General features: G+C 68.7%; 21 protein-coding genes. 19 read left to right on the top strand and 2 right to left on the bottom strand.

Going from position 1 to position 25232, the window contains the following annotated elements:
- Positions 1-3 precede the first annotated feature (3 nt).
- From ACFZCD_RS30135 to ACFZCD_RS30045, 19 genes are all read left to right on the top strand, one after another.
- A complete protein-coding gene (locus ACFZCD_RS30135; protein ID WP_391836228.1) occupies positions 4-1473 on the top strand; it encodes a hypothetical protein in 1470 nt (489 codons plus the stop codon).
- Between the two features lie 11 nt (positions 1474-1484).
- Positions 1485-2987 carry a 4-hydroxyphenylacetate 3-hydroxylase N-terminal domain-containing protein gene (locus tag ACFZCD_RS30130; protein ID WP_391836227.1) on the top strand — a complete coding sequence of 501 codons (1503 nt, stop codon included), beginning with the start codon at positions 1485-1487 and terminating at the stop codon, positions 2985-2987.
- Positions 2984-6016, top strand: coding sequence for a flavin reductase (locus ACFZCD_RS30125; protein WP_391836226.1), 3033 nt, complete (start codon positions 2984-2986; stop codon positions 6014-6016). Before ACFZCD_RS30130 ends, ACFZCD_RS30125 begins: the two co-directional genes overlap by 4 nt.
- Positions 6013-7065: a hypothetical protein gene (locus tag ACFZCD_RS30120; RefSeq protein WP_391836225.1), complete on the top strand. Its 1053-nt coding sequence runs from the start codon at positions 6013-6015 to the stop codon at positions 7063-7065. Before ACFZCD_RS30125 ends, ACFZCD_RS30120 begins: the two co-directional genes overlap by 4 nt.
- Positions 7066-7134: 69 nt before the next feature.
- Positions 7135-8073 (top strand): carbon-nitrogen hydrolase family protein, encoded by a 939-nt coding sequence (locus ACFZCD_RS30115; protein ID WP_391836224.1) that lies wholly within the window; start codon positions 7135-7137, stop codon positions 8071-8073.
- The gene (locus ACFZCD_RS30110) at positions 8070-8858 is read left to right on the top strand and encodes a carbon-nitrogen hydrolase family protein (protein WP_391836223.1); all 789 of its coding nucleotides are present in this window, start codon (positions 8070-8072) and stop codon (positions 8856-8858) included. Before ACFZCD_RS30115 ends, ACFZCD_RS30110 begins: the two co-directional genes overlap by 4 nt.
- Before the next feature lies 1 nt (position 8859).
- Positions 8860-10041 carry a tyrosine decarboxylase MfnA gene (mfnA, locus tag ACFZCD_RS30105; protein WP_391836222.1) on the top strand — a complete coding sequence of 394 codons (1182 nt, stop codon included), beginning with the start codon at positions 8860-8862 and terminating at the stop codon, positions 10039-10041.
- Positions 10038-10889, top strand: a complete 852-nt coding sequence (locus ACFZCD_RS30100; protein WP_391836221.1) for a carbon-nitrogen hydrolase family protein — start codon at positions 10038-10040, stop codon at positions 10887-10889. The genes mfnA and ACFZCD_RS30100 overlap by 4 nt, the downstream gene beginning before the upstream one ends.
- Complete coding sequence (locus ACFZCD_RS30095) at positions 10889-11665, top strand: ABC transporter permease (RefSeq protein WP_391836220.1); 777 nt, start codon at positions 10889-10891, stop codon at positions 11663-11665. The genes ACFZCD_RS30100 and ACFZCD_RS30095 overlap by 1 nt, the downstream gene beginning before the upstream one ends.
- Positions 11658-12632 carry an ABC transporter ATP-binding protein gene (locus ACFZCD_RS30090; protein ID WP_391836219.1) on the top strand — a complete coding sequence of 325 codons (975 nt, stop codon included), beginning with the start codon at positions 11658-11660 and terminating at the stop codon, positions 12630-12632. Before ACFZCD_RS30095 ends, ACFZCD_RS30090 begins: the two co-directional genes overlap by 8 nt.
- On the top strand, positions 12629-14008 hold the full coding sequence (locus ACFZCD_RS30085) for a coproporphyrinogen-III oxidase family protein (protein ID WP_391836218.1): 1380 nt from the start codon (positions 12629-12631) through the stop codon (positions 14006-14008). Before ACFZCD_RS30090 ends, ACFZCD_RS30085 begins: the two co-directional genes overlap by 4 nt.
- The gene (locus tag ACFZCD_RS30080) at positions 13998-14702 is read left to right on the top strand and encodes a class I SAM-dependent methyltransferase (protein WP_391836217.1); all 705 of its coding nucleotides are present in this window, start codon (positions 13998-14000) and stop codon (positions 14700-14702) included. Before ACFZCD_RS30085 ends, ACFZCD_RS30080 begins: the two co-directional genes overlap by 11 nt.
- Positions 14702-15535: a carbon-nitrogen hydrolase family protein gene (locus tag ACFZCD_RS30075; RefSeq protein WP_391836216.1), complete on the top strand. Its 834-nt coding sequence runs from the start codon at positions 14702-14704 to the stop codon at positions 15533-15535. The genes ACFZCD_RS30080 and ACFZCD_RS30075 overlap by 1 nt, the downstream gene beginning before the upstream one ends.
- A gap of 15 nt (positions 15536-15550) precedes the next feature.
- Positions 15551-17050: a B12-binding domain-containing radical SAM protein gene (locus ACFZCD_RS30070; protein WP_391836215.1), complete on the top strand. Its 1500-nt coding sequence runs from the start codon at positions 15551-15553 to the stop codon at positions 17048-17050.
- Entirely contained in the window at positions 17047-17799 is a 753-nt protein-coding gene (locus tag ACFZCD_RS30065) for a DNA alkylation repair protein (protein WP_391836214.1), read from the top strand. The genes ACFZCD_RS30070 and ACFZCD_RS30065 overlap by 4 nt, the downstream gene beginning before the upstream one ends.
- Before the next feature lie 4 nt (positions 17800-17803).
- Positions 17804-18841, top strand: a complete 1038-nt coding sequence (locus ACFZCD_RS30060; protein WP_391836213.1) for a DUF4872 domain-containing protein — start codon at positions 17804-17806, stop codon at positions 18839-18841.
- Between the two features lie 15 nt (positions 18842-18856).
- The gene (locus ACFZCD_RS30055; RefSeq protein ID WP_391836212.1) at positions 18857-19252 is read left to right on the top strand and encodes a pentapeptide repeat-containing protein; all 396 of its coding nucleotides are present in this window, start codon (positions 18857-18859) and stop codon (positions 19250-19252) included.
- A gap of 15 nt (positions 19253-19267) precedes the next feature.
- Positions 19268-21046: a carbamoyltransferase gene (locus tag ACFZCD_RS30050; protein WP_391836211.1), complete on the top strand. Its 1779-nt coding sequence runs from the start codon at positions 19268-19270 to the stop codon at positions 21044-21046.
- Between the two features lie 89 nt (positions 21047-21135).
- On the top strand, positions 21136-22125 hold the full coding sequence (locus ACFZCD_RS30045; RefSeq protein WP_391836210.1) for a BtrH N-terminal domain-containing protein: 990 nt from the start codon (positions 21136-21138) through the stop codon (positions 22123-22125).
- A gap of 48 nt (positions 22126-22173) precedes the next feature.
- Here the strand turns inward: ACFZCD_RS30045 and ACFZCD_RS30040 are convergent, their stop codons facing one another.
- The gene (locus ACFZCD_RS30040; RefSeq protein ID WP_391836209.1) at positions 22174-24129 is read right to left on the bottom strand and encodes a Helicase associated domain protein; all 1956 of its coding nucleotides are present in this window, start codon (positions 24127-24129) and stop codon (positions 22174-22176) included.
- On the bottom strand, positions 24126-24665 hold the full coding sequence (locus ACFZCD_RS30035; protein WP_391836208.1) for a DEAD/DEAH box helicase family protein: 540 nt from the start codon (positions 24663-24665) through the stop codon (positions 24126-24128). The genes ACFZCD_RS30040 and ACFZCD_RS30035 overlap by 4 nt, the downstream gene beginning before the upstream one ends.
- Between the last annotated feature and the right edge of the window lie 567 nt (positions 24666-25232).

Here is a 25232-nt window from a genome sequence, read left to right as displayed (position 1 = left end):
GCAATGGCAAGCCTGGACGACCCGGTGACAGCCGAGATGTGCGCCGCCGGACGGAAGACGACCGAACTGGGACCGGTGGCCGAGACCTACGACCAGCTGCACCGCATCGATCTGCTCGGCGAGGCACGGGCCGCACGCGGGGTGCCGGAGGGCACCTACGACTCGACCGTGTGTGCCGTCCTCCAGGCGTCGGAAGTGTGTCTGCTCAACCTCGCCCGGCTGGCGGGCAGGACACAGCAGTGCCTGCTCACCGGCGGCATCCCGGCCGCCTCCCGCTACGTGCAGTGGGCCGTCGGCTTCCACCGGCTGCTGCGCAGGCTCGGAACCGTGATGTGCGACGTGCGCAGCGTCTTCGGGACCGGCGTGGCCACGGGACCTGCGGTCGTGAGCATCTCCGGGTCGGCCGGCTACGCGGCCTACGTGGAGTCACTGCGGGGCCTGGAGGACGTCGCCAAGGGCGCGCTGCTGGCCGGTGCGCCCGAGCTGACCCGCACCACCATCGCCACCAAGAGCATCGACGACCCGCTGTACCGTCTGCTGCACGGCATCCGGACCGGCTGCCACGACGCGACCAAGTGGGAGAGCGACCTCACCGGAGTGCCCGTCGGGGTCAGCCGGAACACCGACGAGCTGATCTCCGCCGAGACCCTGGCCCGCGCCGTCGCCGCGACCGAGCTGAACGCGACCACCCTGCACGGCGAGTTCGTCGCCCTGCACCAGGTCCCGGAGATCCTGTGCGCCGAGGCGAACGATCACCTCGAGGTCGCAATCCGGGCGATCCGCGGCCGGGCCCTCAGCCGGGCGGCGCAGCACCTGACGGCTTGCCGGGAACTGCTCGACCCGGTGATCGAGGCGCAGCGGGTGATGGCCGAGCACCTGGCGACGGGGGAGTACCACGGCTTCCGCACCAACCTGGGGCCCGCCAGCGGCACACACTCCCTGTCGATCAAACAGCACATGTTCCGGGACCTGTTCAAGCACCTGTGGAACGACCTGGAGGCTTGGCTGCACTCGCTCGGCGGTCCCTCACTCGACGAGACCCTCCGGGACATCGACGCACGCCGCCACGACGACCCGGAGGCCTGGCTGCGGCACACCGTGGTCGACCAGGCGTTCAAACTGCACTCCGCCCACCAGCAGTGGCGGCATGAGCATCTGCACATGCCCCGCAACTGCCTGGGCAGCGGCGGAACCAAGTCCATGATCGGCATTCCGGACGGCCCCCAGGCGGTCTACAAGATGCGGGACGCGGCCAACGCCCAGCAAGCCCTTGCCACGATCCACCGGGCACGCCGCACGCCCCTGACGAACGCCGTTCCGGACTCGCCCCTGGCCAAGCTCATCACCGACCCCAGCTCCCTCGACTCCGAGCTGATGCGGGTCGTGGGCGAGGCGACACGCGAGTACTTCCCGCAGGTACAGGAGCGCAGCTACCAGCCCTTCCGGTCGGGTGCGGCCGAGCGGAACCCGTAGGAGCGCGGACGGTGACCACAACAGGACCCACGGCCTCTGACAACATCATGCCCACCGACGAGATCACCTCTCCGCCGGGCTCGCTCACCGGGGCCTGGCGGGGAGCCGAGTACATTGCCAGCCTCAAGGACGAGCGGGAGATCTGGAGCGACGGGCGCCGGGTCGACGTGACCGGCGACCCCGGGTTCCGGCCCATGCTCACCACACTGGCCGGCCTGTACGATGCCCAGCACCTGCCCGACCGGGCGGACGAGATGCTGTACCGGTCGGACACCTCCGGCAACCCCGTCAGCCTCTCGTACCTGGCGCCGACCGACCGGGACGGCCTCAGCCGCAAGTGGGCCAACTCCCACCGGTGGGCACAGGCCTCCTACGGCCAGCTCTCCCGGATCCCCGACTTCATGTCGAACGTCGTGGTCGGCCTGTACGACTTCCGGTTCGAACTAGCCAAAGTGAGCGCCGAGTTCGGACGCAACGCGGAGAACTACTACCACCACTGCCGCGAGAACGACCTCACGCTCACGCACGGCCTGGGCGACCCGCAGATCGACCGTTCCTCGACACCCGCCGACCGGCCGGAACTGGGCCTGAGGGTGGTGCGGCGCGGTGCCGACGGCATAGTCGTGCGGGGCGCCAAACAGATCGCCACCCTGGCACCGTACGCCCACGAAGTGCTCATCTACCTATCTCCCGCCAACTACCTGCGCGAGCACCCGAGCTACGTCTGCTGGTTCGCCGCACCCCTGGCAAGCCCGGGCCTGCGCGTCCTGTGCCGCACGTCGTACGCCGACGGCTCCGGCGGCCTCTCGGCCCACTACGACGAGCAGGACGCCATGCTGGTGTTCGACGACGTGTTCGTCCCGATGGACCGGGTGTTCCTGCTCGACGACTCCCAGACGGCCGTCCGGGGCTTCGGCGAGCTGAACAAATGGTCCCTCTACACCGGCCAGGTGCGCTACTACCACCGGCTGCGCACCATGCTCGGGGTCGCGTCGCTGCTGGCGCAGGCGATCGGCGTCGACAAGTTCCGGCAGGTCACCGGCCTGCTCGGGGAGCTCACCTCCTATGTGGAGATCGTCCGGCTCGGTCTCACCGCCGTCGACGCCGAGAGCCGGCCCACCGCCTCGGGGCTGCTCGCCCCCGGCTCCACAGCCGCACTCGACGCCGTAGCCGGCCACTTCTCGACACGCGCCTCGGAGATCATCCGGCAGATCGGGGCCTCGGGCCTGATCATGCAGCCCTCAAAGGCCGATCTGGGGACGTCCGAGCTGCGCGCGGTGCTGGACACCTACATGTGCGGGCGCGAGATGGGCGTGGACGAGAAGTCGCGGATCTTCCGGCTCGCCGCCGACCTGGCCGTCGACCGGTTCGGTATGCGCCAGGAGCTGTACGAGACGTGGAACCGCGGCGACCTCGCAAGGGTCCGCTCGATGCTCTACACCCGCTACCCCGACCTGCGGCGCTGCGAAACCCAGGCCCGCGACCTGGCCGAAGGGCGGAACGACAACACATGAGTCTCGACAGCATCCGGCTCGAGGGAGTCACGACCCACAACCTCAAGTCGGTCGACGTCTCCCTCCCCAAGGGAAAACTGATCGTCGCCGCGGGCGTCTCCGGATCGGGCAAGTCGTCGTTGGTCATCGACACCCTTTTCGAGCACTCCAAGACGCTCTATCTGGGGGCCCTGTCCAGCAAGTCACTCGACATGGGCGACGGCGACTACCAGTTCGACCGGATCGCGGGGACGCAGCCGCCGGTGGCGCTGCGCCAGCGCGACGGCGCCTCCTCCAACCCCCGCTCGACCGTGGGCACCCTCACCGGACTCGACGGCCTGTACCGGCTGCTGTTCGGCGCCGGCTCGCGTCCGGTCTGCCCGGCCTGTCTCGGCCCGACCGGTGCGGACCTGTTCTGCGACGCCTGCGGCTGTTTCGCCGAACCGCACTCCGCCAAGCACTTCAGCCCCAACCGCAAGGAAGGCAAGTGCCTCCGGTGCGACGGCATCGGCGAACTCGTCGGCTTCTCCCTCGGCAAGATCATCCCGGACCGGTCGAAGACGCTCACCGAGATCTGGGACGGGGCCGACCCCGGAACCTTCGCCGTCCCCAACGTCCGCAAGGCCTTCGAGGCGATGGCCGCGGACATCGGCCTCGACCTCGACGTGCCCTTCGAGAAGCTGAGTCCGGAGCAGACCGAGCGGGTGCTGCATGGCTCGGACACCGTCTACACCCTCAAGATCCGGAAGGTCACCAACGACTTCCGCTTCGAGGGCATCCTGGGCTTCCTGGAGCGGGCGTACCGCAACGCCTCGTCCGCCGCCCGAAAGAACGCCTTCACCAACTACCTCGGACGGGAGATCTGCCCCGCGTGCCACGGCGGCAGGCTGCGTCCCGAATCGCTCCGCGCGACAGTGGCCGGGCACACCTTCCCCGACTTCCAGGGCGACGAACTGTCCCGTTCGATCGCCCGACTGCGCGAAGGACTCGCCTCCGGCGACGTACCGGCGCAGGTCCGCGAACTCGCCACCGCGATCGTCAGGCAGAGCGCGAACATCGAGGACGTCGGCCTGGGGCACCTCCAGCTGCGGCGGCCGGTGACCACCCTCTCCGGCGGAGAACTGCAACGGCTGCTGCTCGCCCAGCACCTGGCCAGCGACCTGACCGGGGTCATGTACGTGCTGGACGAGCCGACCGCCGGTCTCCACGAGGCCGACACCGGCAGGATCCTCGACTCGCTGCGGCGACTGCGCGACCTCGGCAACACCGTCATCGTCATCGAGCACGACGAATCGGTGATCCGAGCCGCCGATTGGGTCGTCGAACTGGGACCCGGCGCCGGGTCCCGCGGCGGTGAGATCATCTTCGAGGGCCGCTTCGCCGACTTGCTGAAGTGCGGCGACTCCCCGACCGCGGCCGCCATGGCCTCGCACGGACCTGCGCGCACCAGGACCGACCTGTCCGGCGCGCCCTGGCTCGAGGTGCGCGGCATCACCCGCAACAACGTGCTCGACCAGACGGCGAGATTCCCGCTCGGCGCACTGACCTGCGTCTCCGGGGTGTCCGGCGCGGGCAAGAGTTCACTGGTGGCCGGCATCCACGCCTCCGTCTCCCGGGCCATCACCCAGCGGTCGACCGGCGCGGCCGAGAGTGCGGGCATCGAGGGCGCCGAGTTCTTGGACGACGTCATCCACGTCGAGCAACGGCCGATCGGCCGCTCCAGCCGGAGCACGCTCGTCACCTACATCGGCATCAGCGACCACCTCCGCGACGCCTTCACCGCCAGTGAAGAGGCGGTCAAACGCGGGCTCGGACGCGGCGAGTTCAGCCCGAACGTCGCCGGCGGCCGGTGCGAGTCCTGCAAGGGACTCGGGCTGGCCGAGATCGAGATGACCCTCTTCAAGAGCGAGTTCATCGTCTGCCCCGAGTGTGAGGGCCGCCGCTTCCAGGAGCACGTCCTCGACGTGCGGCTGAACGGCAGGAACATCCACGACGTGCTGTCGATGACCGTCGAGGACGCCCTCGCGTGGTTCGACGCGCAGAGCAGTCCCAAGGTCGTCCAGGCGCTCAGTGTCCTCAGCGAGTTCGGCCTGGGCTACCTGCAGCTCGGCTGCTCGACCACCACCCTGTCCGGCGGCGAGGCGCAGCGGCTCAACCTGGCGAGCGAACTACTCAAACAGCGCCGCAGCCGCACGTTGTTCATCTTCGACGAGCCGACCCGCGGTCTGCACACCGCCGACATCCGCCATCTGCTCGCCCTGTTCGAGCGGCTGATCTCCACCGGCAACACCATCGTGGTCATCGAGCACAACGTGAAGGTGATCGCCCTGGCCGACTGGGTCATCGACCTCGGACCCGGCGCCGGCCGCGAAGGCGGCCGTGTGGTGCACAGCGGGACACCCGGGGAACTCGCGGCCGACCCGGCCAGCGTGACCGGCCGGTTCGTACGCCGACTGCGCGACGAACCCGCCGCGGCGGTGCCCTTGCCCGCACCCGAGGAAGGCTCACCGGCCAGTGCGGCCCCGGACCTCGGGGTCATCGGTGAACTCCTGCCGAGGGCCGTCACGGTGGTCGCCGGCACGACCCGGCAGTCCGAGCGGAAAGGGCCGACACCGTACGGACTGGTGATCGGCTCCCTCACGGTCGTCTCGGACGAACTGGCCCTGATCGGCTTCCTGGTGCGCTCGGGCAGCACCAGCTGGAACGCCATCGCGGACACGGGCCGCTTCTGCGTCAACATCCTCGGCGAGGACCAGCGCACCGTCTCCGAGGCCTTCTCGCAGGGCAGGCCGGACAGCCGCTTCGACGCCCTGACCTGGACACCCTCGGCCAACGGATGCCCGCGTCTCTCGGATGCCCTCGGCACCATCGACTGCGACCTGAAGTCGTCCTACCGGATCGGCGACCACGAATTCGTGCTGGCGACAGTCGCCGGCGTCGACATGGAGACCGGCACCGGACGCCGGCCCCTGCTGCGGGCCGAACAGGGTGACAGCACTCTCGACGACTACGGGTGGCGCCGGTTCGCCCGGGAAGCGGAGGCCCGGTGACGACGGCCGCGTCCATCACGACGCACTACGAGCACTTCCTGAGCCTGCTGACCCGGGACGCCCACGGCCCCGCGCGGACCCCCGCCGCGGCGGACAGCCGGGACACGGTCCACGCCCGCTACGGCGAACGGGTCGACCCCTCGGGCGGAACACAACCGATCGTGCTGACCCGCGACGAATGGATCCGCAACCAGATCGACCTCACACTCGCGCTGGACCGGCTGCTGACCGAGGATGACGTCGTCGTCTCGGCCGTCCCCTACGAGCTGTCATTCATCGGTGCCGAGGTGGACCGCGTGATCGAGATGGTCGGCGCCTCGGTGATCAGCGTCGGGACCAGCGGCACCATCTGCCCGATGCCGCGCCTGCTCGGGTTGATCGAGCAGTACGAGGTGACGGCCCTGGTGTGCTCGCCGCGTTTTGCCGCCGAGCTGGCGGGCCTCGCGGAGTCCCTCGGCAAGCGGCCGCAGGACACGGCGATACGGAGGATCATCTGCGTGGGAGAGGTCTCCTCCGCCGAACGCCTCGACCGCATCGGCACCACCTGGGCGGCGCGCACCTGCGCCCTCTACGGGACACCTACGGCACCGACGGTTGCCGTGACCTGCGAGCAGGGCGCGCTGCACCTGTGCGACCACCGGCTGCGGGCGGAGGTGCGCGGCGGCTGGCGGGGCGAACTGCTCCTGGACGGCATCCCGACCGGCGAGGCTGTCGAGCTGTGCCCGGCGGACCACCGTTGTGACTGCGGTTCCACCAGCCCGGTCCTGGTGCCGCTCGGCAGCATGACCTCGGCGGTCCGCGGACCGGACGGACTGGTCACGGCGCTGGACGTGGAGCGGATCGTGTTCGGCCACGGACGACTCGCGCCGCACTTCGTCTGCGTCCTCCGGGACGACACCTTCCACGTGACCTGCGCCGTGCCCGACCCCCGAGCGGTCGACGTGGGCGCGCTGCGCCGGGCCGTCCGCGGCGGCATCGGCGAAGCACTCGGAGTCGAGGCCGAGGTCACCGTCGTCGGCGTGCAGGACTGGAGCACCGCCACGTCATGACCCGCACCCGGCCGCGGCAGGCAGCCGCCGCGGCCGATCCACCGGTGGCATCCCGAGGAGACAAGACGCATGAGGGTAGCGGTAGTACAGACCCAGTGGGCCGACGATCACGAAGACGGCGTGCGCAACGCCTACCAGGCGATCGAGGACGTCTGCGGTGCCGGCGACACCGACCTGGTGTGCTTTCCCGAGTTCCTGCTCGGCCCACCGTGGTACATGCCGGGGCAGGACGGGCGGAGGGGGCTGACCGACACACCCATCCCGGGACCGGTCGTCGACGGCTTCCAGTCCCTGGCCCGCAAGCTCAACACACACATCCTGCTCGGTTCGCTCGTCGAGGACCTGCAGGACGGCACCTACCGCAACACGTCCCTGCTGATCGGCCGGCAGGGCGTCATCACCGGACGCGCCGTCAAGGCACACGCCTTCGGCAACGAGATGGTGGTGTGCCGCCAGACCGACTCCCTCGGCGTCCTGTCGACCGAGTTCGGGCAGATCGGCATCGCCGTGTGCTCGGACTTCTGGATCCCCGAGGTCGTCCGGATACTGGCGCTGGCCGGGGCGCGGACGGTCTTCGTGCCCGGCGGCACGCTCGGGCAGAACCAGCCGCTCATGGTGAACGCCCTGCGCACGGCGGCCTACCTGAACGACGTCAACATCGTCTACGCCAGTTCGGTCGGCGTCGTCCGTGGCAAGCGCGGGGACAGGCTCGTGGAGATCCACTTCGCCGGCACCAGCCTGGTCGCCAGTCCGGACGGCGTGATCGCGCAGGCCGGCAGTGACGAGCCGGAGACCCTCGTCGTCGACATCGAGGAGCCCGCAGCCGGCGACGGCCGCCGCTGGCAGCAACTGCGCAGGCCCGAGGCGTACCGGGCGCTGCTGACCCCGTACGCCGGAGCGGACCGGGACCTCGCGGCCGAACTGCGGGCGAGCCTGACCGGGGGCGGCGGTCCCGAGCAGGGCCGGGCCGTCGCCGCGACCAGCACACATGAGGGGACTCGTTCGTGACCATCTTCATAGCGCAGCACGCCCGCCGGGCCACACCGGAGACGACGGCCTCCGCCGTACTCGACGATCTGGACGGCCTGGTGACCGACGAGGCGTCGTTCGTCGTCCTGCCGGAGAACGCGTTCACCGCCGAAGGCGACGTCCGGGCGCTGCCCCTGCCGCTGCGCGAGCGCTGCCTGGCCCGCCTGTCGGCACTGGCGCGCGCCCGCGGCACCTACGTGCTCACCGGCTCCTGGGCGGAGGAAGGGCCGGAAGGCGCCCTGGTGCAGGTGGCCAGACTGCTGGATCCGAGCGGATCGGAGTGCGCCCGGGTCGAGCGGCCCGTCCTCGCCGACGGGACGACCGGCACCGGCGACGACTTCCCGGTCGTCGAGACGCCCTTCGGTAAGGTCGGGGTGTTCCTGGGACCGGACTTCTGGCTGGTCGAACCGCCGCGCATCGCCTGCCTGGCCGGTGCCGAACTGCTGCTGGTCGCCGGGTCGCTCGACGGCAGGCAGCAGGAGTCGCAGCGGGCCGCGGTGTGGGGCATCGCCACCCTCAACACCGTCGCCGTCGCGTTCGCCGGGGCGCTGAGCGAACGGTGCGGCGGGGGCAGTGCCGTGGCGGTGCCCGAGGGATTCGTCACCGAGGCGGGCACCGCTGAGGGCGTCGTAGAAGCGCCCTGGGACGTGGACAAGATCCGGCGACTACGCGAACCCGACCTGCGCTTCCAGCAGACCCTGTGGTTCGGGCTGTGGGCGCGCCGCACCGAGCTGTACACGGGCCTGACGGCGCAGGTGAGTTGAGATGCGCGCAGCCGGTGCCCCCGCCGCCGACGTCCGGCGGCGCATCGCCGCCGAGATGGCGGACGACGTGCCGTGGGAGAGGGTGCTCAACTCCATCTGCACCGAACCCCATCCGCTGGGCGTGGAGATGGCCTCCGCCGCCGCGCACACCAACCTGGGTGACGTGCGCATCTTCCGCGGCACCAAGAGGATCGAGCGCAAGGTCGTCGGCCTGCTGCTCGACCTGCTCGGCAACCCCGGCGGATCCGGCAGCCTGGTGTCCGGAGGGACCGAGGCGAACCTGATCGCCATGCTGGTGGCCCGCGAGGCGGCCCGTGCCCGGGGGCGGCTGACCGACCGGCCCGAAGTCGTCGTCAGCAGCACCGTGCACTTCTCCTTCACCAAGGTCTTCTCCCTGCTGGGCCTCACGCCGGTCGTCGTGCCCGTCGACGAGTCCCTGCGGCTGCCGGCCGCCGAGGTGGCCCGGAGCATCGGCGAGCACACCGTCGCGGTCGTCGCGACCGCGGGCAGCAGCGAGTTCGGCGTGGTCGACGCGGTCGACGAGATCGGGCCGGTCATCGCGGGACGGGGCGTGCACCTGCACGTCGACGCGGCCACCGGCGGGTTCATCATCCCCTTCGCCCGCGAACTCGGACACGACCTGCCGCAGTTCGACTTCACCGTCGCAGGCGTCGACTCGATCACCATCGACCCGCACAAGTACGGACTGGCCAACGTCCCGGCCGGGGCGATCCTGTTCCGCGGCGCACAGGACGCCGGACGCTTCGCCGTCGACTCCTTCTTCATCGACACACCGGTCCACAACACCCTGCTCGGCACCCGCCCCGGCTCGGCCGCCGTGTCGGCCTACGCCGTGCTGGAGCACCTCGGGCGCGACGGCTTCCTCGGCCTCACCCGCACCAACTACGAGGTGACGCGGTACCTGGTGGACGGGCTGCGCGCGGCGGGACACGAGCTGTTCACCGAACCGCAGCTGAACATCGTCGTCGTCACGATGCCGCACGCCGTGCGGATCTCCCAGCTGCTGGAGTCGCGGGGCTGGATCGTCTCCACGTCGAAACGGTTCGGTGAAACCCTGCGGCTGGTCGTCACCCGGCACGTGACACCGAAAACGGTGGACGAGTTCCTCCCCGAGTTGGAACGGGCCTGCCGGGATGTGGCTGCAGAGGTGGCACCGCGATGAGTCTCTTCCGTGGCGCCCGGACCCGGCTCGCCGCCCTGCAGATGCGGACCGAGCCCGGGCAGCGAGACGGCAACCTGGCGCGGGCCGCGAAACTGCTGTCCACCGCCCGCGAAAGCGAGGCCGACCTGGCGTGCCTGCCGGCCACCTTCGCCACCGGCCTGAACTTCCCCACCCTGCGCACCGACGCGACCCCCGAGGACGGTCCGGTCGTCGAGTTCCTCGCCGAGCAGGCCCGCACCCTCGGCATGCACATCGCCGCGGGCGTCCTGCTCTCCGCCGGGCGGGACGTCTACGACGCCGCCGTGCTCGTCGGCCCCGGCGGAGACCCGCTCGGCTGGTACCACCGCGCCTGCGTGTGGGCGGGGGAGCTCGACTACATCTCCACCGGCTCGCCCGGCGAGGTGATCGACACCCCCGTCGGGCGGATCGGCCTGCAGGTCAGCTACGACCTGCGGTTCCCCGAGGCGAGCCGGCAATACCTCGCCCAGGACGCCGACCTCGTCGTCTGTGTGGCGAACCTCTTCGGGCCGTTCTCCCACCCGCTGCGCTCCCTGTGCCGGGCCCGGGCCGCGGACAACGAGTGCGCACTGGTGTTCGCCAGCGGAGTGGGAGAGAACCGCTTCGCGAACATGACCTACGTCGGCCGCAGCATGATCGTCGACGGCCTGGTGCAGGACGCCCGCGAGGACCAGGACACGGACATCCTCGCCGAGGCCGCCCCGGGCAGTCAGGAAACCGTGATCCACGCGGACGTGCACTGGAGGCAGCGGCGCAAGATCCGCGCCGGGCTGCCCTTCCACGACGACCTGCGCTCGACCTGGACCACGATCCACGGAGGGCACGCCTGATGAGGGCAACGCGTATGCAGCCGGAGTCGGGGTGGCTCGGCGACGTGCTCGGCCTGGTCGTCATGGACATGCGACAGTTCTTCGACAACCGTCTGTTCGCGGTATCCACACTGCTGACGTCCGTCTCGATGGTGCTGGCCTTCGGGGCGGCGACCGACCAGATGGCGAGCCCGGCACCGACAGCCGCCAGCTACTTCGGCTTCGTCTTCCCCGGCATCATCGGCGCCGGCATCATGTTCAGCTGCACGTACACCGTCGGCTACACGGTCATCATCGACCGCAACCGCCGCACCATCGAGGACCTCATCCTCTCGCCCCTGTCGTACTCGGGATTCCTGCTCGCCCGGATCACCGGCGTGGTCCTCAAGTGCCTGTTCCAGTTCGTGCTGGTGCTGCTGCTCGGCGTCGGAGTCTTCGACGCCCGCATCGAGTCGGTGCCAATGGTCACGCTGGGCTTCTTCACCGCCTGCACGGCCTTCGCCGGCCTCGGGATCCTCATCGCCACCTACACCAACGAGATCTCCTTCCCGGCGGTGGTCAACATCATCGTGATCCCGCTCATGTACTTCGCCGGCATCTTCTTCCCCCTCGGCAACCTCGGCACCTTGGGCGACGTCTTCGACAAGCTGCCCCTCGCCGTGCACGTCGATATGTTCCGCGCCGCCACCTCGCCAAACGTCTCGGCCACCGGGGCGTCGGTGCTGGCGGTGGCCTACTCGTTCCTGGCCCTGTCCGTCGCCGCATGGGCCTTCCGCAGGAGGATCGGTCATGGCTGACCCCACGAGCACCGCAGCACCGGTCCTGTCGGTCACCCGCCTCGACCACCGGGTGAGCCCCGACTTCGCCCTGCACTCCCTCACCTTCTCGGTACACGCGGGCGAGGGCGTGGCCGTCATCGGCACCAACGGCGCCGGCAAGACCACGCTCATCCGCCTCGTCGCCGGCCTGCTGCGCCCCTCCGGCGGCGAGGTGCGCATCTGCGGCACCCCGCCCCGCCGCTGGGGCCAGGTCGGCCGCCACATCGGCTACGTCCAGCAGGCCAAGGACCTCCCGGACGGCGTCAGCGTCGAGACCTACGTCAAGCACCAGCTCAAGCTCCGGCGGGCCGACCCCGGCCGGTACGAGGAGCTGATCGCCCTGGCCGGCCTGGAGCGCTACCGACACCAGTACGTGCGCAGCCTCTCCGGCGGCAGCCAGCGCAAGCTGCACGTCATCTGCGCCGTCGCGCACCGGCCCGACCTGCTGATCCTCGACGAGCCGACCACCGGCCTCGACCCGGCGGCACGCGAGACGCTGCTGGAGTTGCTGGCCGGCCTGAAGAAGGACGGCGTCGGCGTGCTCTTCGCCAGCCATCACCGCGACGAACTGGTCGCGCTGGCCGACTCGGTCGTGGTGCTCCACCAGGGACGGCAGATCGAGGACGCCTCGCTCGACGCCGTCACCCGGTGGGGCGAGCGCTCCAGCCTGATCCTCGAGGCCTTCACCGACACGCACCTCGTGCGGCTGCGCGACTGGGCAGAGCAGCAGGCGCGAGCCGGCGGCCTCATCCGCTCCGCCGACACCGCCGACCAGGGCGTGCGGCTCGACCTGGCCGACGGCGACCACCAGGACACCCTGGCCGAGGTGGTCGCCCGGGCCCACGCAGCCGGCCTCGCACTGCGTTCCGCGTCCTACTTCCAGCCCACTCTGGCGGACGTCGTCCGTTCCATCGTCGACCGAGTCGAACCGGAGGACATCGCATGAGCATCACCACCACGACCACGAGCATGCCGTTCTGGAAGGAGTACCCGGAGCGCGACAGCGAGTGGGTGCGGCAGTACCCGACCAAACACGTGCCGGTGAACGAGGACGAGGTGTTCGCCCGCAAACCCATGGGCGTGTACGTCCACATCCCGTTCTGCAACCGGCTCTGCTTCAGCTGCCCCTACATCAAGCACCAGACGGACCGGGACCTGACCCGCACGTATCTCGACGCGCTGAAAACGGAGATCACCAACTATGCCGAGCGCCCCTACATCCAGGACCACGTCATCACCCTCGGCTACATCGGCGGCGGCACCCCGACCGCACTGACCGCCCCCCAGCTCGACGACCTGCTGGGCCACATGTTCAGCAGCTTCGACGTCGAGGAGGGCGCCGACTTCTCCATCGAGACCACACCGGTCGACATCACCGAGCGCAAGGCCAACGTCCTGCTGGAACACGGGATCCGGCGCATCAGCCTCGGCGTGCAGACCTTCGTACCGGAGGAACTGAAGAACATCGGCCGGCCGAACGACCCGGAGATGCTCAAGGAGAGCATCCGGCTGCTGCGCCGCTGCGGCTTCGAAAACATCAACATCGACCTGATGCACGGCATCAACGGGCAGACGATGGAGAGCTGGGAACACAGCCTCGACGTCGCCATCGACCTCGGGGTCACCTGCATCTCGTTCTACACGTACATGGAGTTCGCCCAGGTCTCCACCAAGCGCAGGAAGCTGCCGCCGGTGCCCGAGAAGGCCGTGGTCGACGACATGTTCCTGTTCGCCGCGCAGAAGCTGTCCAAGAACGGCTTCCTGGGCTACTACGGCGACTGCTTCGCCAAGCCCGGCTACCAGCCCAAGTACGGCGAGACGTCCTGGAGCGAGGACATCCCCATCATCCCGCTCGGCCCCACCGCCACCGGGCACCTGCGCGACCACTGGTACTTCAACGAGCCCGACATCGGCCGCTACATCCAGACGGTGATGGAAGGCCGGCTGCCGATCTCCATGGGCAAGCACATCACCAAGGCGGAGTCGATCCGGCGCTCGATGGTCCTCGGGGTCAAGGCCGGACGCGTCAACCGCGAGCGCTTCCGGCGCCTCCACGGCGTGGACTTCACGGAGATGTTCCGCGCGGAGATCGACGACCTCGTCGAGAAGGAACTGATCACCGCAGACGAGAACGGCATTGAGGTGACCGGCCCCAAAGGCTGGTACTACCTGGACAACATATCCAAGGCGTTCTACTCGCCGGAGTACCGGCGCTACCCGCAGCACCTGGGAGCGGACATCTCCAACTTCATCTCGCGCCAGCCGATCCCCCTGCAGCTCACCACGCGCCCGAAGGACCAGGAGGCCGGCTGTGACCACTGAGAGCCGACTGCTGAACCTGAGCGAGCGCGTACCGCAGGCCTCACCGCACGACGACATCGACAAGGTGCGCCTCTACGACCTGGGCATGCGCCGCTCGGCCCTGATGGCGTACAAGCGGCCGAGTGACCGCATCCTGGCCAACGTCCGCAAGGGCATGACCGACCTGGTCGAGGTCGGCTTCAACACCGGCCTGCTGTCGCTGCACGTGGCAGGCAAGCTGCCGGACCTGGCCGTGTCCGGCGCGGAGGAGAACCAGAACCTCGTGGACGTCGCCGAGGACAACCTGACGCTGGCCGTCTGGGCCAACAGCGCCGGCGACGTCGAGTTCGAGATGGCCAAGCTGAACCGGCTGCCCTTCCCGGACGACTCCGCCGACATCGTCTTCTCGTTCTCCTCGCTGCACCGCTGGCGCAGGCCCGTCGAGACGCTGAAGGAGTGCGCCCGCATCTGCAAGCCCGACGGCATCGTGATCATCGAGGACATGAACCGGCACGCCGAGGAGGGGCACATCACCTTCATCCTGCAGTTCGTGAAGGAGGGCGGCGACGAGTTCATGCGCTCGCTGCAGGCCGCCTACACCCCCGACGAGGCGGCCGCACTCCTGCGAGAGGCGGGCCTGACGGACTGGCAGGTGGCCGAGGAGGACCTCGGCCTGGTGATCTCCTCGCGGCCCCTCGAACCGGTGAGCATGTGATGCCCGGGACGAAGATCGCCGTGGTCCAGATGGAGTCCAAACTCGGCAAGCCGGCCCAGAACCTGCGCCGCGCCGAGCACTACATCGGTGAGGCCGCCGCGCAGGGGGCGGACCTGATCTGCCTGCCGGAGGCGTTCTCCACCTCCGGCAACATCCTGGAGGTCGCCGACGTGTCGGTGCCCGTCCCGGGGCCGGAGACCCAGTTCCTGTGCGAGCAGGCGAAACAGGCCGGCGTGCACCTCGTGGCCGGCCTGCTGGAGCGCGGCGACGACGGCAAGTACTACAGCACCTCGGTCCTGTGCGGCCCCGAGGGAACCGTGCTCGGGCGCTACCGGCGCGTGCACTGCCACGAACTGGAGGCGCGCTACCTCACCAGCGGATCGGAATACCCGGTCTTCGACGTGGAGTTCGGCCGCATCGGCCTGATGCAGGGGTACGACATCAACTTCGCGGAGGTCGCGCGGGAGTACTGCCGCCGCGGAGTCGACATCATCGTGTGCTCCGCGCTCGTGCCGGAGATGTTCGCCTACGTGGCGAACATGCGGCTGCCGGTCAGGGCCGTGGACGCCGAGTGCCTCGTCGCGTTCGCCTCCGGCATCGGCAACAACCTCTACGCCGGATTCGGTTACATGGGACGCAGCCAGATCCTGGCGGACCCGCTGTTCCTGGAGGCCGAGCGGTTCGACTTCGTCGACGGCGACGAACGGATGGTGGACCTCGGCAAGGAGCCCGGTGTCGGCGTCGCCGAGGTCGACCTGGAGCGCATGCGCCGCTACCGAGCCAAGGCCACCCTGAGCGGCGATCTGCAGCCGGCGACGTACTGGCAGCCCTGACGAGAGTGAAGGCCCATGCGCGTACTGCTCATCTCCACCAACAAGATCCGGGTCCCGCGGCCCGCGCTGCCCATCGGCATGGCCTACATCAGCGCCGCGCTCAAGCACGCCGGGCACCACGTCGACGTCCTGGACCTGCTCTGGGAGTCACGCGAACTGAAGGCGGTCCGCGAGAAGCTGACCGCCGAGACGTACGACGTGGTCGGCATCGCCGTGCGCAACCTGGACAACCTGACGTTCATCGACCCGGTGTTCTTCGGCCCGATGACCGAGAAGATCGTCCAGTGCGTCCGCAAGTACACCAGCGCCACCGTCGTCCTCGGCGGATCGGGCTTCTCGGTCGAGCCGTTGTCGTTCTTCGAGTACGCCCAGCCCGACTACGGCATCGCCGGGGAGGGCGAGGCCGGCATCGTCCAGCTGCTGGACTACCTGGAGTCCGGCGGACGGCCCGAGTCGATCTCGGGACTCTGCTATCTCGACGATGACGGCAAGTTCTGCCAGAACCAGTCGAGTCAGGCCTTCGACCTGGGTGCACTGGAGCCCGACCGTACCGTCTACGACCCCCGGTACTTCGAGGAGGGCGTCTCGGCCGCCTCCGACCTCACCCGCGACCACCAGCCGGCCATCGAGACGCTGCAGACCAAGCGGGGCTGCAAGCTGTTCTGCTCCTACTGCATCATCCGCAAGACCGAGGGCAAGGGCGACCGCTTCAAGGAACCCGCCGAGGTCGTCGGCGAGATCCAGCGGGCCATGGCCGAGAACCCGGCCGTGCGGGAGTTCGAGATCGTCGACGCGACCTTCAACTACCCGATGGAGTACGCCGCCGAGGTGTGCGAGGAGATGATCCGCGCCAAGCTCGACGTGCCCTGGTACTGCCAGCTGACGCCGAACGCGGTCACACCGGAGTTCGTGAAGCTGCTGCACGCGGCGGGGTGCATCCGCGTGGACCTCGGCACCGACGCGCTCACCGACGAGGCCCTGGCGGACCTGATGAAGGGCTTCGACATGGCCCGCGTCCTGGACATCGACCGCCTGTTCACGGCCAGCCCCATCGAGCACACCCACTGCATCTTCCTCGGCGGGCCGGGGGAGACCCCGAAGGCGCTCAGGGAGTCCATCCGCTTCACCGAGCAGTACCTCAACCCGGCCCAGATCTACGCCAACCTCGGCATCCGCATCCTCAGCGGCACCAAACTCCAGCGCCAGGCCGTCAAGACCGGGATCCTGCGCGAGGGCCAGGGCACGTTCGTCCCGGCCTTCTACGTGGAGCCCGCGATCCTCGCCGACCGGGACACGCTGGACTTCGTCCGCAACGCCTACCTCAGCCACAAGAACTGGTACCTGTGGTGGGGCCTGGGCGGGCAGAACCTGACGGACCGCTCAAAGGACACCATCCAGGCCGTGGCCGACATGCAACAGGAGTACGAGTACGTCATGCAAGGCAAGCCCCGGCTGGAACGCGCACCGAAACCGCTCCCGACCCAGACCCTGAAACTCACGATCGGCACCCCGTGACCAATGTTCCAGCCGCCGCCGACGAACTGGTGAAGGCCCTGGCGGCCCGCGCCGACCCTGACTTCGCCGTGCGCATGCAGCGGTACTTCCCGCACGAGATCCGGGCTCTCGGCGTCAGCAACGCCGCAGTGGACGAGATCGCCGGCCACTACTTCCGCCAGCGGCCCGGCATCCCCGCGGCCACGCGACTGCACCTGGCGGAGGAGGTGCTGTCGCGCGCCGCGTACCACGAGGAGGTGCTGCTGGGCTTCGCGGTCCTGCACAAGGTCGCCAAAACCGGGCTCGGACCCGAACTGCTCGACCGCTGTGAGCACTGGCTCGGAACGTACGTGTCCAACTGGGCGCAGTGCGACGACATGTGCCTGAAGCTGCTGTACCCGTTCTTCCTCGGGCACCTGGAGCTGATCCGGCGCACCCGGGACTGGACGGGCTCCGCCTCCCCGTGGGTCCGGCGCGCGGCGAACGTGTCCGTCGTGAAGTTCGTGCGGCGCAAGGTGGGCCGCAGGGTCTTCGAACTGCCGACCTCACACGTCTTCGACAACTGCGTGCGGCTGATGCACGACGGCGACACGTATGTGCAGAAGGGCTCGGGATGGCTGCTCAAGGTCACCGCCGAGGTCCATCCCGACGAGGTGGCCGCGTTCCTGCGCACCTGGCACAAGGAAATGCCCCGCGACACGTTCCGGTACGCGGTGGAGAAGATGGACCCCCGGCTGCGGCGGTCCTTGATGGAACTGGGACAGGGGTGACGTCATGAACGCGACCGGCCGCTACGTCCACCGGCGCGGCATCCACTGCGAGTCGGCCTGCCAGTGCGCCGTCCTCGCGGCCGGCGGGTACGAGGTGGACGAGGAGACCGTGTTCGGGCTGGACGGGGGCTTTGGGTTCTCGTTCTTCCCGGCGGCCGGCAACGCCCCGGACCTCGCCGTAGGCAAGCAAGCGGTCATGCCGCTCAGGGCCGCGCGGCTGATGGGAGTCGAGGTCCTCACGCACACTCCGAAGTCCGGCGCAGGCCTGGCCGGGCTGCTGGAGTCGGCGCCGGCCGTCATGACCCGGGTCGACCTCGGCCTGCTGCCGTACTGGGGACTGGAGGGGCGCTCCTCCTTCGGCGGGTACTTCGTCAACGTCGTCCGTCCCCTCGGAGCAGACGCGTTCGAGGTGTCGGACCCGGCGTTCGACGAGCCCGTCACCGTGGCCACGGCCGAGCTGCAGGCGGCCCGGTCCAGCCGCAACTCCCCACCGCTCAACCCGGACAGGAAGGTCTACGTCTTCGGCGCACCGCGACGTACCCCGCAGCTCGACCGCGTCGGCCCCGTGGCCGTACGCACCCTGTGCCGCGAGGTCCTCAAGCCCGGCAGCCGGAACCTCGGCATACCCGGGATGAAGCAGCTCGCCGCCACTGCCCCGTCCTGGCCGGACTCCAAACGCGGCGAGGTCGAGGACGTGGACCTGACCGGCCGGGTGATACGCACCGACGCCCTGACGCGTCAACTGCTGCATCTGGGACGGCAGATCGAGTCCTTCGGAACCGGAGGCGGCCTGTTCCGCCCGATGATCGGCCGCTACCTGAACAGGGTCGCCGACAGCACCGGCGAGGCTCGCTACGCCGAGGCGGCCGGGCGGTTCGCCGACAGCGGCCGACTGTGGTCGGACCTCGGCTCCGCGCTGCTGACGGCGGGAACCGTCGCCGCCCGGAGCGACCTCAAAACGCTCGTGGACGCCGTGTCGGACACGGCGCGATCCGCGCTGGATGTCGAGAAGCGGGCGCTGACCGCCCTCACCCCTCTGTAGACGCGAGGTCGAGACATGCCCACCGAGGACGAGACCATACTGCTCCAGGGGCCCCGGCACTGGAACGAGCACGCCCGCCGGCGCCGGGCACGGGGCACCTTCCGTCCCGATCTGCGCAAGGCGGTGCTGCACGGCGCCGATCTGCAGCGCGCCGAACTCGCCGACGCGGACCTCACCGACGCGGTGCTGACCGAGTCGTACCTGATCTCCGCGGATCTGCGGGGCGCGAACCTCGAGGGCGCCGATCTGTGCGAGGCATATCTCATCCTGGCCGAGCTGACCGGCTGCCGCCTAGTGGGCGCGAACCTGGACGGCGCGGACCTCAGCGGCGCCGATCTGACCGGCGCGGTCCTCGACCCGGACTTCCGGCGGTCCGCCGTGATCTCGGACTACCTCACGATCTGGCCATAGCGAATGGAGCTCCTCATGATCGTTCTGGGCTACAACGGGTTCGGCAAGTCTGCGGAAATCTTCGGACGCCTCTTTCGCGCCACCGGCATCGACCGCCATCTGCTCTACGGCCACGACTCCGCCGCCGCCCTCCTCGTCGACGGCGAGCTGGTAGCCGCCGTCGAGGAAGAACGGCTCAACCGTGAGAAGAAGACGTCGAGCTTCCCGGTCAATGCGATGCGCTGGTGCCTCGACTCGGCCGGGATATCGTTCGACGACGTCGACACCTTCGCGTTCTCCTGGCAGTTCTCCGAGGACGTGCTGAACAAGATGATCACCGAGATCACCGAGGATCCCGCGGCATCCGTCGAGCAGAAGTTCGCACGCCTGCAGCGCCTGGCGCAGACGCACACCGCCATGTTCAGCGAGACCGCGACCCGGGCTGACTTCCTGGAGCACACGGGACACCGGCTCGACCCGGACAAGCTCGTCCGGGTCCCGCACCACCTCGCGCACCTGATGACGGGGTACCACCTCGCAGGCGGCGGGGACGCGGCCTTCCTGGTCAGCGACGGCCGCGCCGAATGGCTCTCCGCGATCACGGGGGAGGTGCGCGACGGCGAGGTGAAGATCTTCGACGACATGACCATCGACTCGCGGCACTCGCTGGCGATGCTCTTCTCCGTGGTGACGCGCTACCTCGGATTCGTCCCGAACAACGACGAGTACAAGGTGATGGGCCTGGCCGGTTACGGCACGCCCCCGGAGCCCAACCCCTTGCTCGAGCACGTGGTCGAGACGTGCCCCGACGGCACCTACCGGATCCCGTTCCCGGCGAACGCCGTACCCGCCTACTACGAACTTTTCGACCGCATCTTCGGCGGGGACGAGCACAGCCGCGAGGACTTCGACTACCGGGTCCGCGTGGCTGGCGCCGCGCAGCACATGCTCGAGACGGTGACCGCAGGGCAGATGCGCACACTCGAAGCCCGCAGCGATCTCCCCCGCGTGATCTTCGAAGGCGGTCTGGCCCTGAACTGCGTCAACAACAGCAAACTGCTGGAGCATTCACGCTTCACCGAGATGGACGTCAGTTTCGGCGCGAGCGACGTCGGCGTGGCCATCGGGGCGGCTCTGTTCGCCAGCGGGCAGGCCGGTACACCGCCCAGGATCAGCACCTCTCCCTACCTGGGGCCCGGCTATGACGGACAGGAGATCCGGGCGGCGCTCGAGCAGTTCCCCGACCAGGTCGTCTGGCGGGAGCTGGCCCCCTCCGATGTGCCGCGGGAGGCAGCGACCCTGATGCAGGAGCGGTGCGTCATCGGGTGGTTCCAGGGGCGTATGGAGTACGGGCCGCGCGCCCTGGGCAACCGCAGCATCCTGGCCAACCCGAAGTTCCCCGACATCAAGGACATCATCAACGAACGCATCAAGCACCGCGAGCAGTTCAGGCCCTTCGCCCCCGTCGTGCTGGAGCACCTGGCACCGGAAGTCTTCGAACTCGGCAAGAAGACGTCGTCGCCCTACATGACGTTCGTGGTCCCGGTACGGCCCGAGTACCAGGAGAAGATCCAGGGCGCCTGCCACGTCGACGCCACGTCACGGATCCAGACGGTCACCGACGAGAGCAACCCCCTGCTCGCCCGGCTCCTGCGCGAGTTCAACGAACTGACCGGCATCCCCTGCCTGATCAACACCTCGTTCAACGTCGCCGGGGAACCCATCGTCTGCTCGCCCGCGGACGCCCTGTCCTGCTTCCTCAAAACGGAAATGGATCACCTGTTCCTGGGCAACTACCTGGTGTCCCGCGTCTGAGTTGACGAAGCCTCCCTGATCCATGCGTCCGCAATCGAACTTTCACAGGTTGCGCTACGCTCTACGCGACGGAAGGGAGACGTGAACAGATGGCGCTCTTAGAAGCAGAACCGTACACCGGTCAGCATTGTGAATCGACCACGCTTGTGAATTTGCTGCGGCAGCGGGAAGTCGACATCTCGGAGCCGTTCGTCTTCGGCCTTGCCGGCGGCCTGTCGTTCATCTACTGGCGGACGAAACAGATGCCTACGCCGTTCGTCGGTGGCCGCATCAAACCCGATACGCTGACGGAAAACCTCGCGCAGGCTCTGAAACTCCGGCTGTCCGTGCACGAGACGTCCTCGGCGAAGCGGGCGAGGGACCATCTGCTGGCCGAGCTTGCTTCCGGCACCGTTGTCGGACTCAAGCTCGACCGCTACTGCCTCGACTACTCGACCGACGACTTCCGTTTCGCAGCCCACTACGTCGCCTGCGTCGGGCATGACGACAAGGACCGCTTCGCTCTGGTCGAGACGCAGCCGCTCGGCCTGCAATGGGCGTCCGCCGAATCCCTCGCGAGCGCACGTAACCCGCGCGGCCCAATGAGTTCCCAAAATCGCGCATTCACGCTCGACCTCCCGAAGGATGGCCTTCCCGATCTCGGAAAGGCGGCCCGCAAAGGAATCAGAACGGCGGCGGAGACCTTCCTGAATCCGCCGATCTCCAATTTCGGCTACAAGGGCATACACAAAGTCGCCGACCTGATGCCCCAGTGGCTGGACGACCTCGAATCGCCCGCCAACGGGCTCGCGGAAATCGCCACGATCATGGAAGACGCCGGTACCGGCGGAGGCCTGTTCCGCAAGATGTGGGCGGAATTCCTCGCGGAAACCGCCAAGATCACCGGGATCGAACAATTCCAGGAAGCCTCGGACGCATACCATGACGTGTCGAAGAAATGGACCGAGGTAGCAGCCCTCGTGAACGAGGCGGGAGCCTCGTCTTCCCGGGAATCCCTCAACAGCGCCTCGAAGATCGTTCGTGAGGCCGCGGACAAAGAGCAGCGGCTGATGCAACGCCTGCTGGAGCTGTCCAGCTGAGAGAGCCGCCGGCGCGGTCCCCGACCGCGGCTTCCACCCGGCCTGGCCTCACCAACGCATGCCGAGGGCATTGAGGTCGGCGCGACGTTGTTCGATGAGTTTGTCGGCGCGTTTGCGGATGTTGTCGAGGACCATGCCGAGCTTCACCGTCAGGAGCTCCTCCGCGCTGTCCCGGCGGCCTCCTGACTCCAGGCGCTCGACATGCTTCCGAGGCACCTGGAGGTGGCCTTCGCGGGCGTGGAACTGACGTGCCGCCCGGAGATTGAGGGCCCACCTGTCCTCCTGCGTGCGTTTCACGGGCCGCTCGTGCCCTTCAGCCGGGGCGAGGCCGAGGACGTTCTCGAGGAGCCACTGCTGGACGGGCAGGAGCGCGTCCCAGCCGAGGCGGCACGCCCGGGCCCAGCGGCCGAGGTCTTCGCCCTGCACGATCACCTCGCCCGGCGCTGTCGGTACCGCCCCGCCGGCCTGGAAGCGGGCCTGGGCGAGGCGGAAGCAGCGCTGCCATCCGGCATCCCACACCGGGCACCAGCCCGGATCAATCTCGTCCAGCGCCTCCCGGCGCGCTTCGGTGAGTGCCTTGGCACTGGAGGCGACAGGGAGGCCGGCTTCGAGCCGCTCGGCGACGGTGTCCGCGAGCCGGGCTGCGGTGCGCTGGTTCTTCGCCCAGCTCCCGACCGGGTAGCCATCCCAGACGGCGGTAGCCGGCGGCAGGAAGTGCCCGTGGACAGCAGCCCAAGCCCGAGCGGCAGTGAGCCCTTCCTCGAACGCGACGTCCTGATGGGACCAGACCATCCCGAGCCTGTCCAACTCGGTGACGCGGGCCGCGGCGAGGCGTCCGGCCATGTTGAAACGCCGCTGGTCCGCCAGCCACGTCCCCAGCGGAAACCCCGCAGGCGACCACTCCGACGGCGTGACGAAGTCGTACGGGACCCGCAGCTGCTCCGCGCCGGTCTCCTTCACATACCGCACGCACGCCTCGATCCCACGCCGCCAGAAGGCGTTCTCCGGCTCGATCACTCGCAGTTTCACGAACCGGGCCAGCAGCGCCGGATCCCGGGGCGTGCTGAACCTCAGCAGCTCCCGCGCGGGCGCACGCGGCCCCTGCTCCCCATCCGGCCGCTCATGGTCGCCTTCACCGGCCTCCTCCTCCGGCCCGTAGCTCCCGCTGCGCACACGGGGGTCGGTGAGGGCTTCGATGGTGTCGGCGTCGTGCGCGCGGAGCGCTCCGAGAACCTTTGCCAGGGTTTCGTAGGCCGGTGAGGTCAGCATTACGCCGGGGCTTTCACCCGGCGCGAGGAATACCGGGACGATCAACGATGCGATTTTTCCCTCGCCGGGTTTCATGCGGAGTGCGCGGCCGACCATCTGCACGATGTCGACCATCGACCCCCGGGCATCGCAGAAGGCGACGGAATCACAGTTCGCTGTATCGACCCCTTCGCCGAGCACCTTCACGGAACTGAGCACGCGCAGTGCGGCTGGCCGCAGCCCGTCCTCGTCCTCGATGACGTCGGAGGCGAACTCGGCGAGCACGGCGCGCCGGTGACTGGGGGAGTGCTCGCCGTACAGCCAGTCGGCCCAGACCCGTTCCGGCGTCGGGAACCGGCGCCGGTCGTCCTGCCAGAGCCGCTGCGCGACCTCGACGACGCCTTCGGCCATGGCCTCGGCCTCGGTGATCTTGCTATGGAACGTCAGGACCTTCCGCAGCCGCTCCTGCGCCGCTGCAGTGAGGACGCCGGTCTGCAGCGCTGCGAGCCTGGCTCCGCGTACCGCGTCCGAACCGGGTCCGGCCGTTTGGCGCGCCTGGTGGAGTTCGGGGTCGGTGATGTCGACGCACACGACCTGGTAGGGCGCGACCAGGCCGCGGCTGATGGCCTCGGACAGGGTGAGTTTGAACGCCACGGGCCCGAACAGCGGAGAGTCGGGGTCCATGCTTGCGATCAGCCGGGGTACCTTGTCGCGGCTGCCTTCGGGGGCCTCCCAGATTCTGGCTGTGGCGGTCATGTAGAGCCGGCGGCCGCCGGGATCTTGCCCTGATCGTGCACTGCTGCCCTGCCCGCGTCCCCGCTGGTCCGATGCGCCTCGTCCACGACCATCAGGTCCCACACACCCAAGCCCTGGGCATGGGCGCGCTGGAGGATGCCGAGGCCCACGGCAGCGTAGGTGGCGAACACCGTCACCCGTTCCAGCCCTTGTGCCCAGGCCACGAGCTTGCCCGGATCCGTCGTACAGGGCATGCCGTCAGCGTCCTCGGCTGTTAGTCGGCAGACTCCGACCATTGCCCCGGTACGGCCGGCCTCCCGCCATGCGGCTGCGTTCTGGGCCAGGAGATCCAGAGTCGGCACGAGGACCAGGGCCCGCCGGGCAGCGAGCTTTTGGGCGGCCTCGGTGGCGATCAGTGTCTTGCCCGAGCCGGTCGCAGCGATGACCTGGGCCCGCAGCCCCTCGGCCGGCAGGCGCCCGTCGGCGGGCGTCTGAAGAACACGGAGGACGGCGTCGACAGCTTCCACCTGATGCGGAAACAGTTCTGCACCCGGCATGCAATTTTCCATTCGTCGTTGTCTGACGTATTTTTCGAGGCCGCTGTAATCTGGTTGTTCTGGAAGTCTGGGAGCTGGCCAGTAGGCTTTTATTGAGTCCTCAGAATCGGTTTTGTGGGCGATTACCCGTGGCCTTCTGATGGCTCCGCAGGTCGCGGTGGATGTGCCTTATTTCTCCATAAGGTAGCGGGCCAAGCAGGATGACGCACCCGTTGGGTTCAAGTGTTCTAATCCGTTCGTTTCTAATATCCTGGAGTGGTTGCGGCGAGCGTTTGTCTGCTGCTCCTGTCCGTGCCCATTCAAACGGCCGGATAAGACAGGCCCCCTGAATCCTCATCAACTCCAAGCCGCTACCCCACCCCCTTGCTGCCGGCATCAGGAACGCGCGGAGCGCGTTCCGCCTGGCCGGATCGCGGAGCGATCCGAGCCCGAGGCCAACGGAGTTGGCCTCCCGGGCCACGGAGTGGCCCGGATTTCCGGGACGGAGTCCCGGGCCATCACGGAGTGATGGCAATGGGGTTCCGTCGCGTAGCGACGGCGCGTCGTGTCTGCGGAGCAGACCGCGCG

Source organism: Streptomyces sp. NPDC008001 (assembly GCF_042958085.1).
Taxonomy (GTDB): domain Bacteria; phylum Actinomycetota; class Actinomycetes; order Streptomycetales; family Streptomycetaceae; genus Streptomyces.
This window is presented reverse-complemented; position numbering and strand designations above follow the sequence as displayed.

Coding starts and splice junctions, on each gene's coding strand:
- ACFZCD_RS30135 (WP_391836228.1), top strand. CDS start 4: ATGGCAAGCCTGGACGACCCGGTGACAGCCGAGATGTGCGCCGCCGGA.
- ACFZCD_RS30125 (WP_391836226.1), top strand. CDS start 2,984: ATGAGTCTCGACAGCATCCGGCTCGAGGGAGTCACGACCCACAACCTC.
- ACFZCD_RS30115 (WP_391836224.1), top strand. CDS start 7,135: ATGAGGGTAGCGGTAGTACAGACCCAGTGGGCCGACGATCACGAAGAC.
- mfnA (WP_391836222.1), top strand. CDS start 8,860: ATGCGCGCAGCCGGTGCCCCCGCCGCCGACGTCCGGCGGCGCATCGCC.
- ACFZCD_RS30100 (WP_391836221.1), top strand. CDS start 10,038: ATGAGTCTCTTCCGTGGCGCCCGGACCCGGCTCGCCGCCCTGCAGATG.
- ACFZCD_RS30095 (WP_391836220.1), top strand. CDS start 10,889: ATGAGGGCAACGCGTATGCAGCCGGAGTCGGGGTGGCTCGGCGACGTG.
- ACFZCD_RS30090 (WP_391836219.1), top strand. CDS start 11,658: ATGGCTGACCCCACGAGCACCGCAGCACCGGTCCTGTCGGTCACCCGC.
- ACFZCD_RS30085 (WP_391836218.1), top strand. CDS start 12,629: ATGAGCATCACCACCACGACCACGAGCATGCCGTTCTGGAAGGAGTAC.
- ACFZCD_RS30075 (WP_391836216.1), top strand. CDS start 14,702: ATGCCCGGGACGAAGATCGCCGTGGTCCAGATGGAGTCCAAACTCGGC.
- ACFZCD_RS30070 (WP_391836215.1), top strand. CDS start 15,551: ATGCGCGTACTGCTCATCTCCACCAACAAGATCCGGGTCCCGCGGCCC.
- ACFZCD_RS30060 (WP_391836213.1), top strand. CDS start 17,804: ATGAACGCGACCGGCCGCTACGTCCACCGGCGCGGCATCCACTGCGAG.
- ACFZCD_RS30055 (WP_391836212.1), top strand. CDS start 18,857: ATGCCCACCGAGGACGAGACCATACTGCTCCAGGGGCCCCGGCACTGG.
- ACFZCD_RS30050 (WP_391836211.1), top strand. CDS start 19,268: ATGATCGTTCTGGGCTACAACGGGTTCGGCAAGTCTGCGGAAATCTTC.
- ACFZCD_RS30045 (WP_391836210.1), top strand. CDS start 21,136: ATGGCGCTCTTAGAAGCAGAACCGTACACCGGTCAGCATTGTGAATCG.
- ACFZCD_RS30040 (WP_391836209.1), bottom strand. CDS start 24,129: ATGACCGCCACAGCCAGAATCTGGGAGGCCCCCGAAGGCAGCCGCGAC.
- ACFZCD_RS30035 (WP_391836208.1), bottom strand. CDS start 24,665: ATGCCGGGTGCAGAACTGTTTCCGCATCAGGTGGAAGCTGTCGACGCC.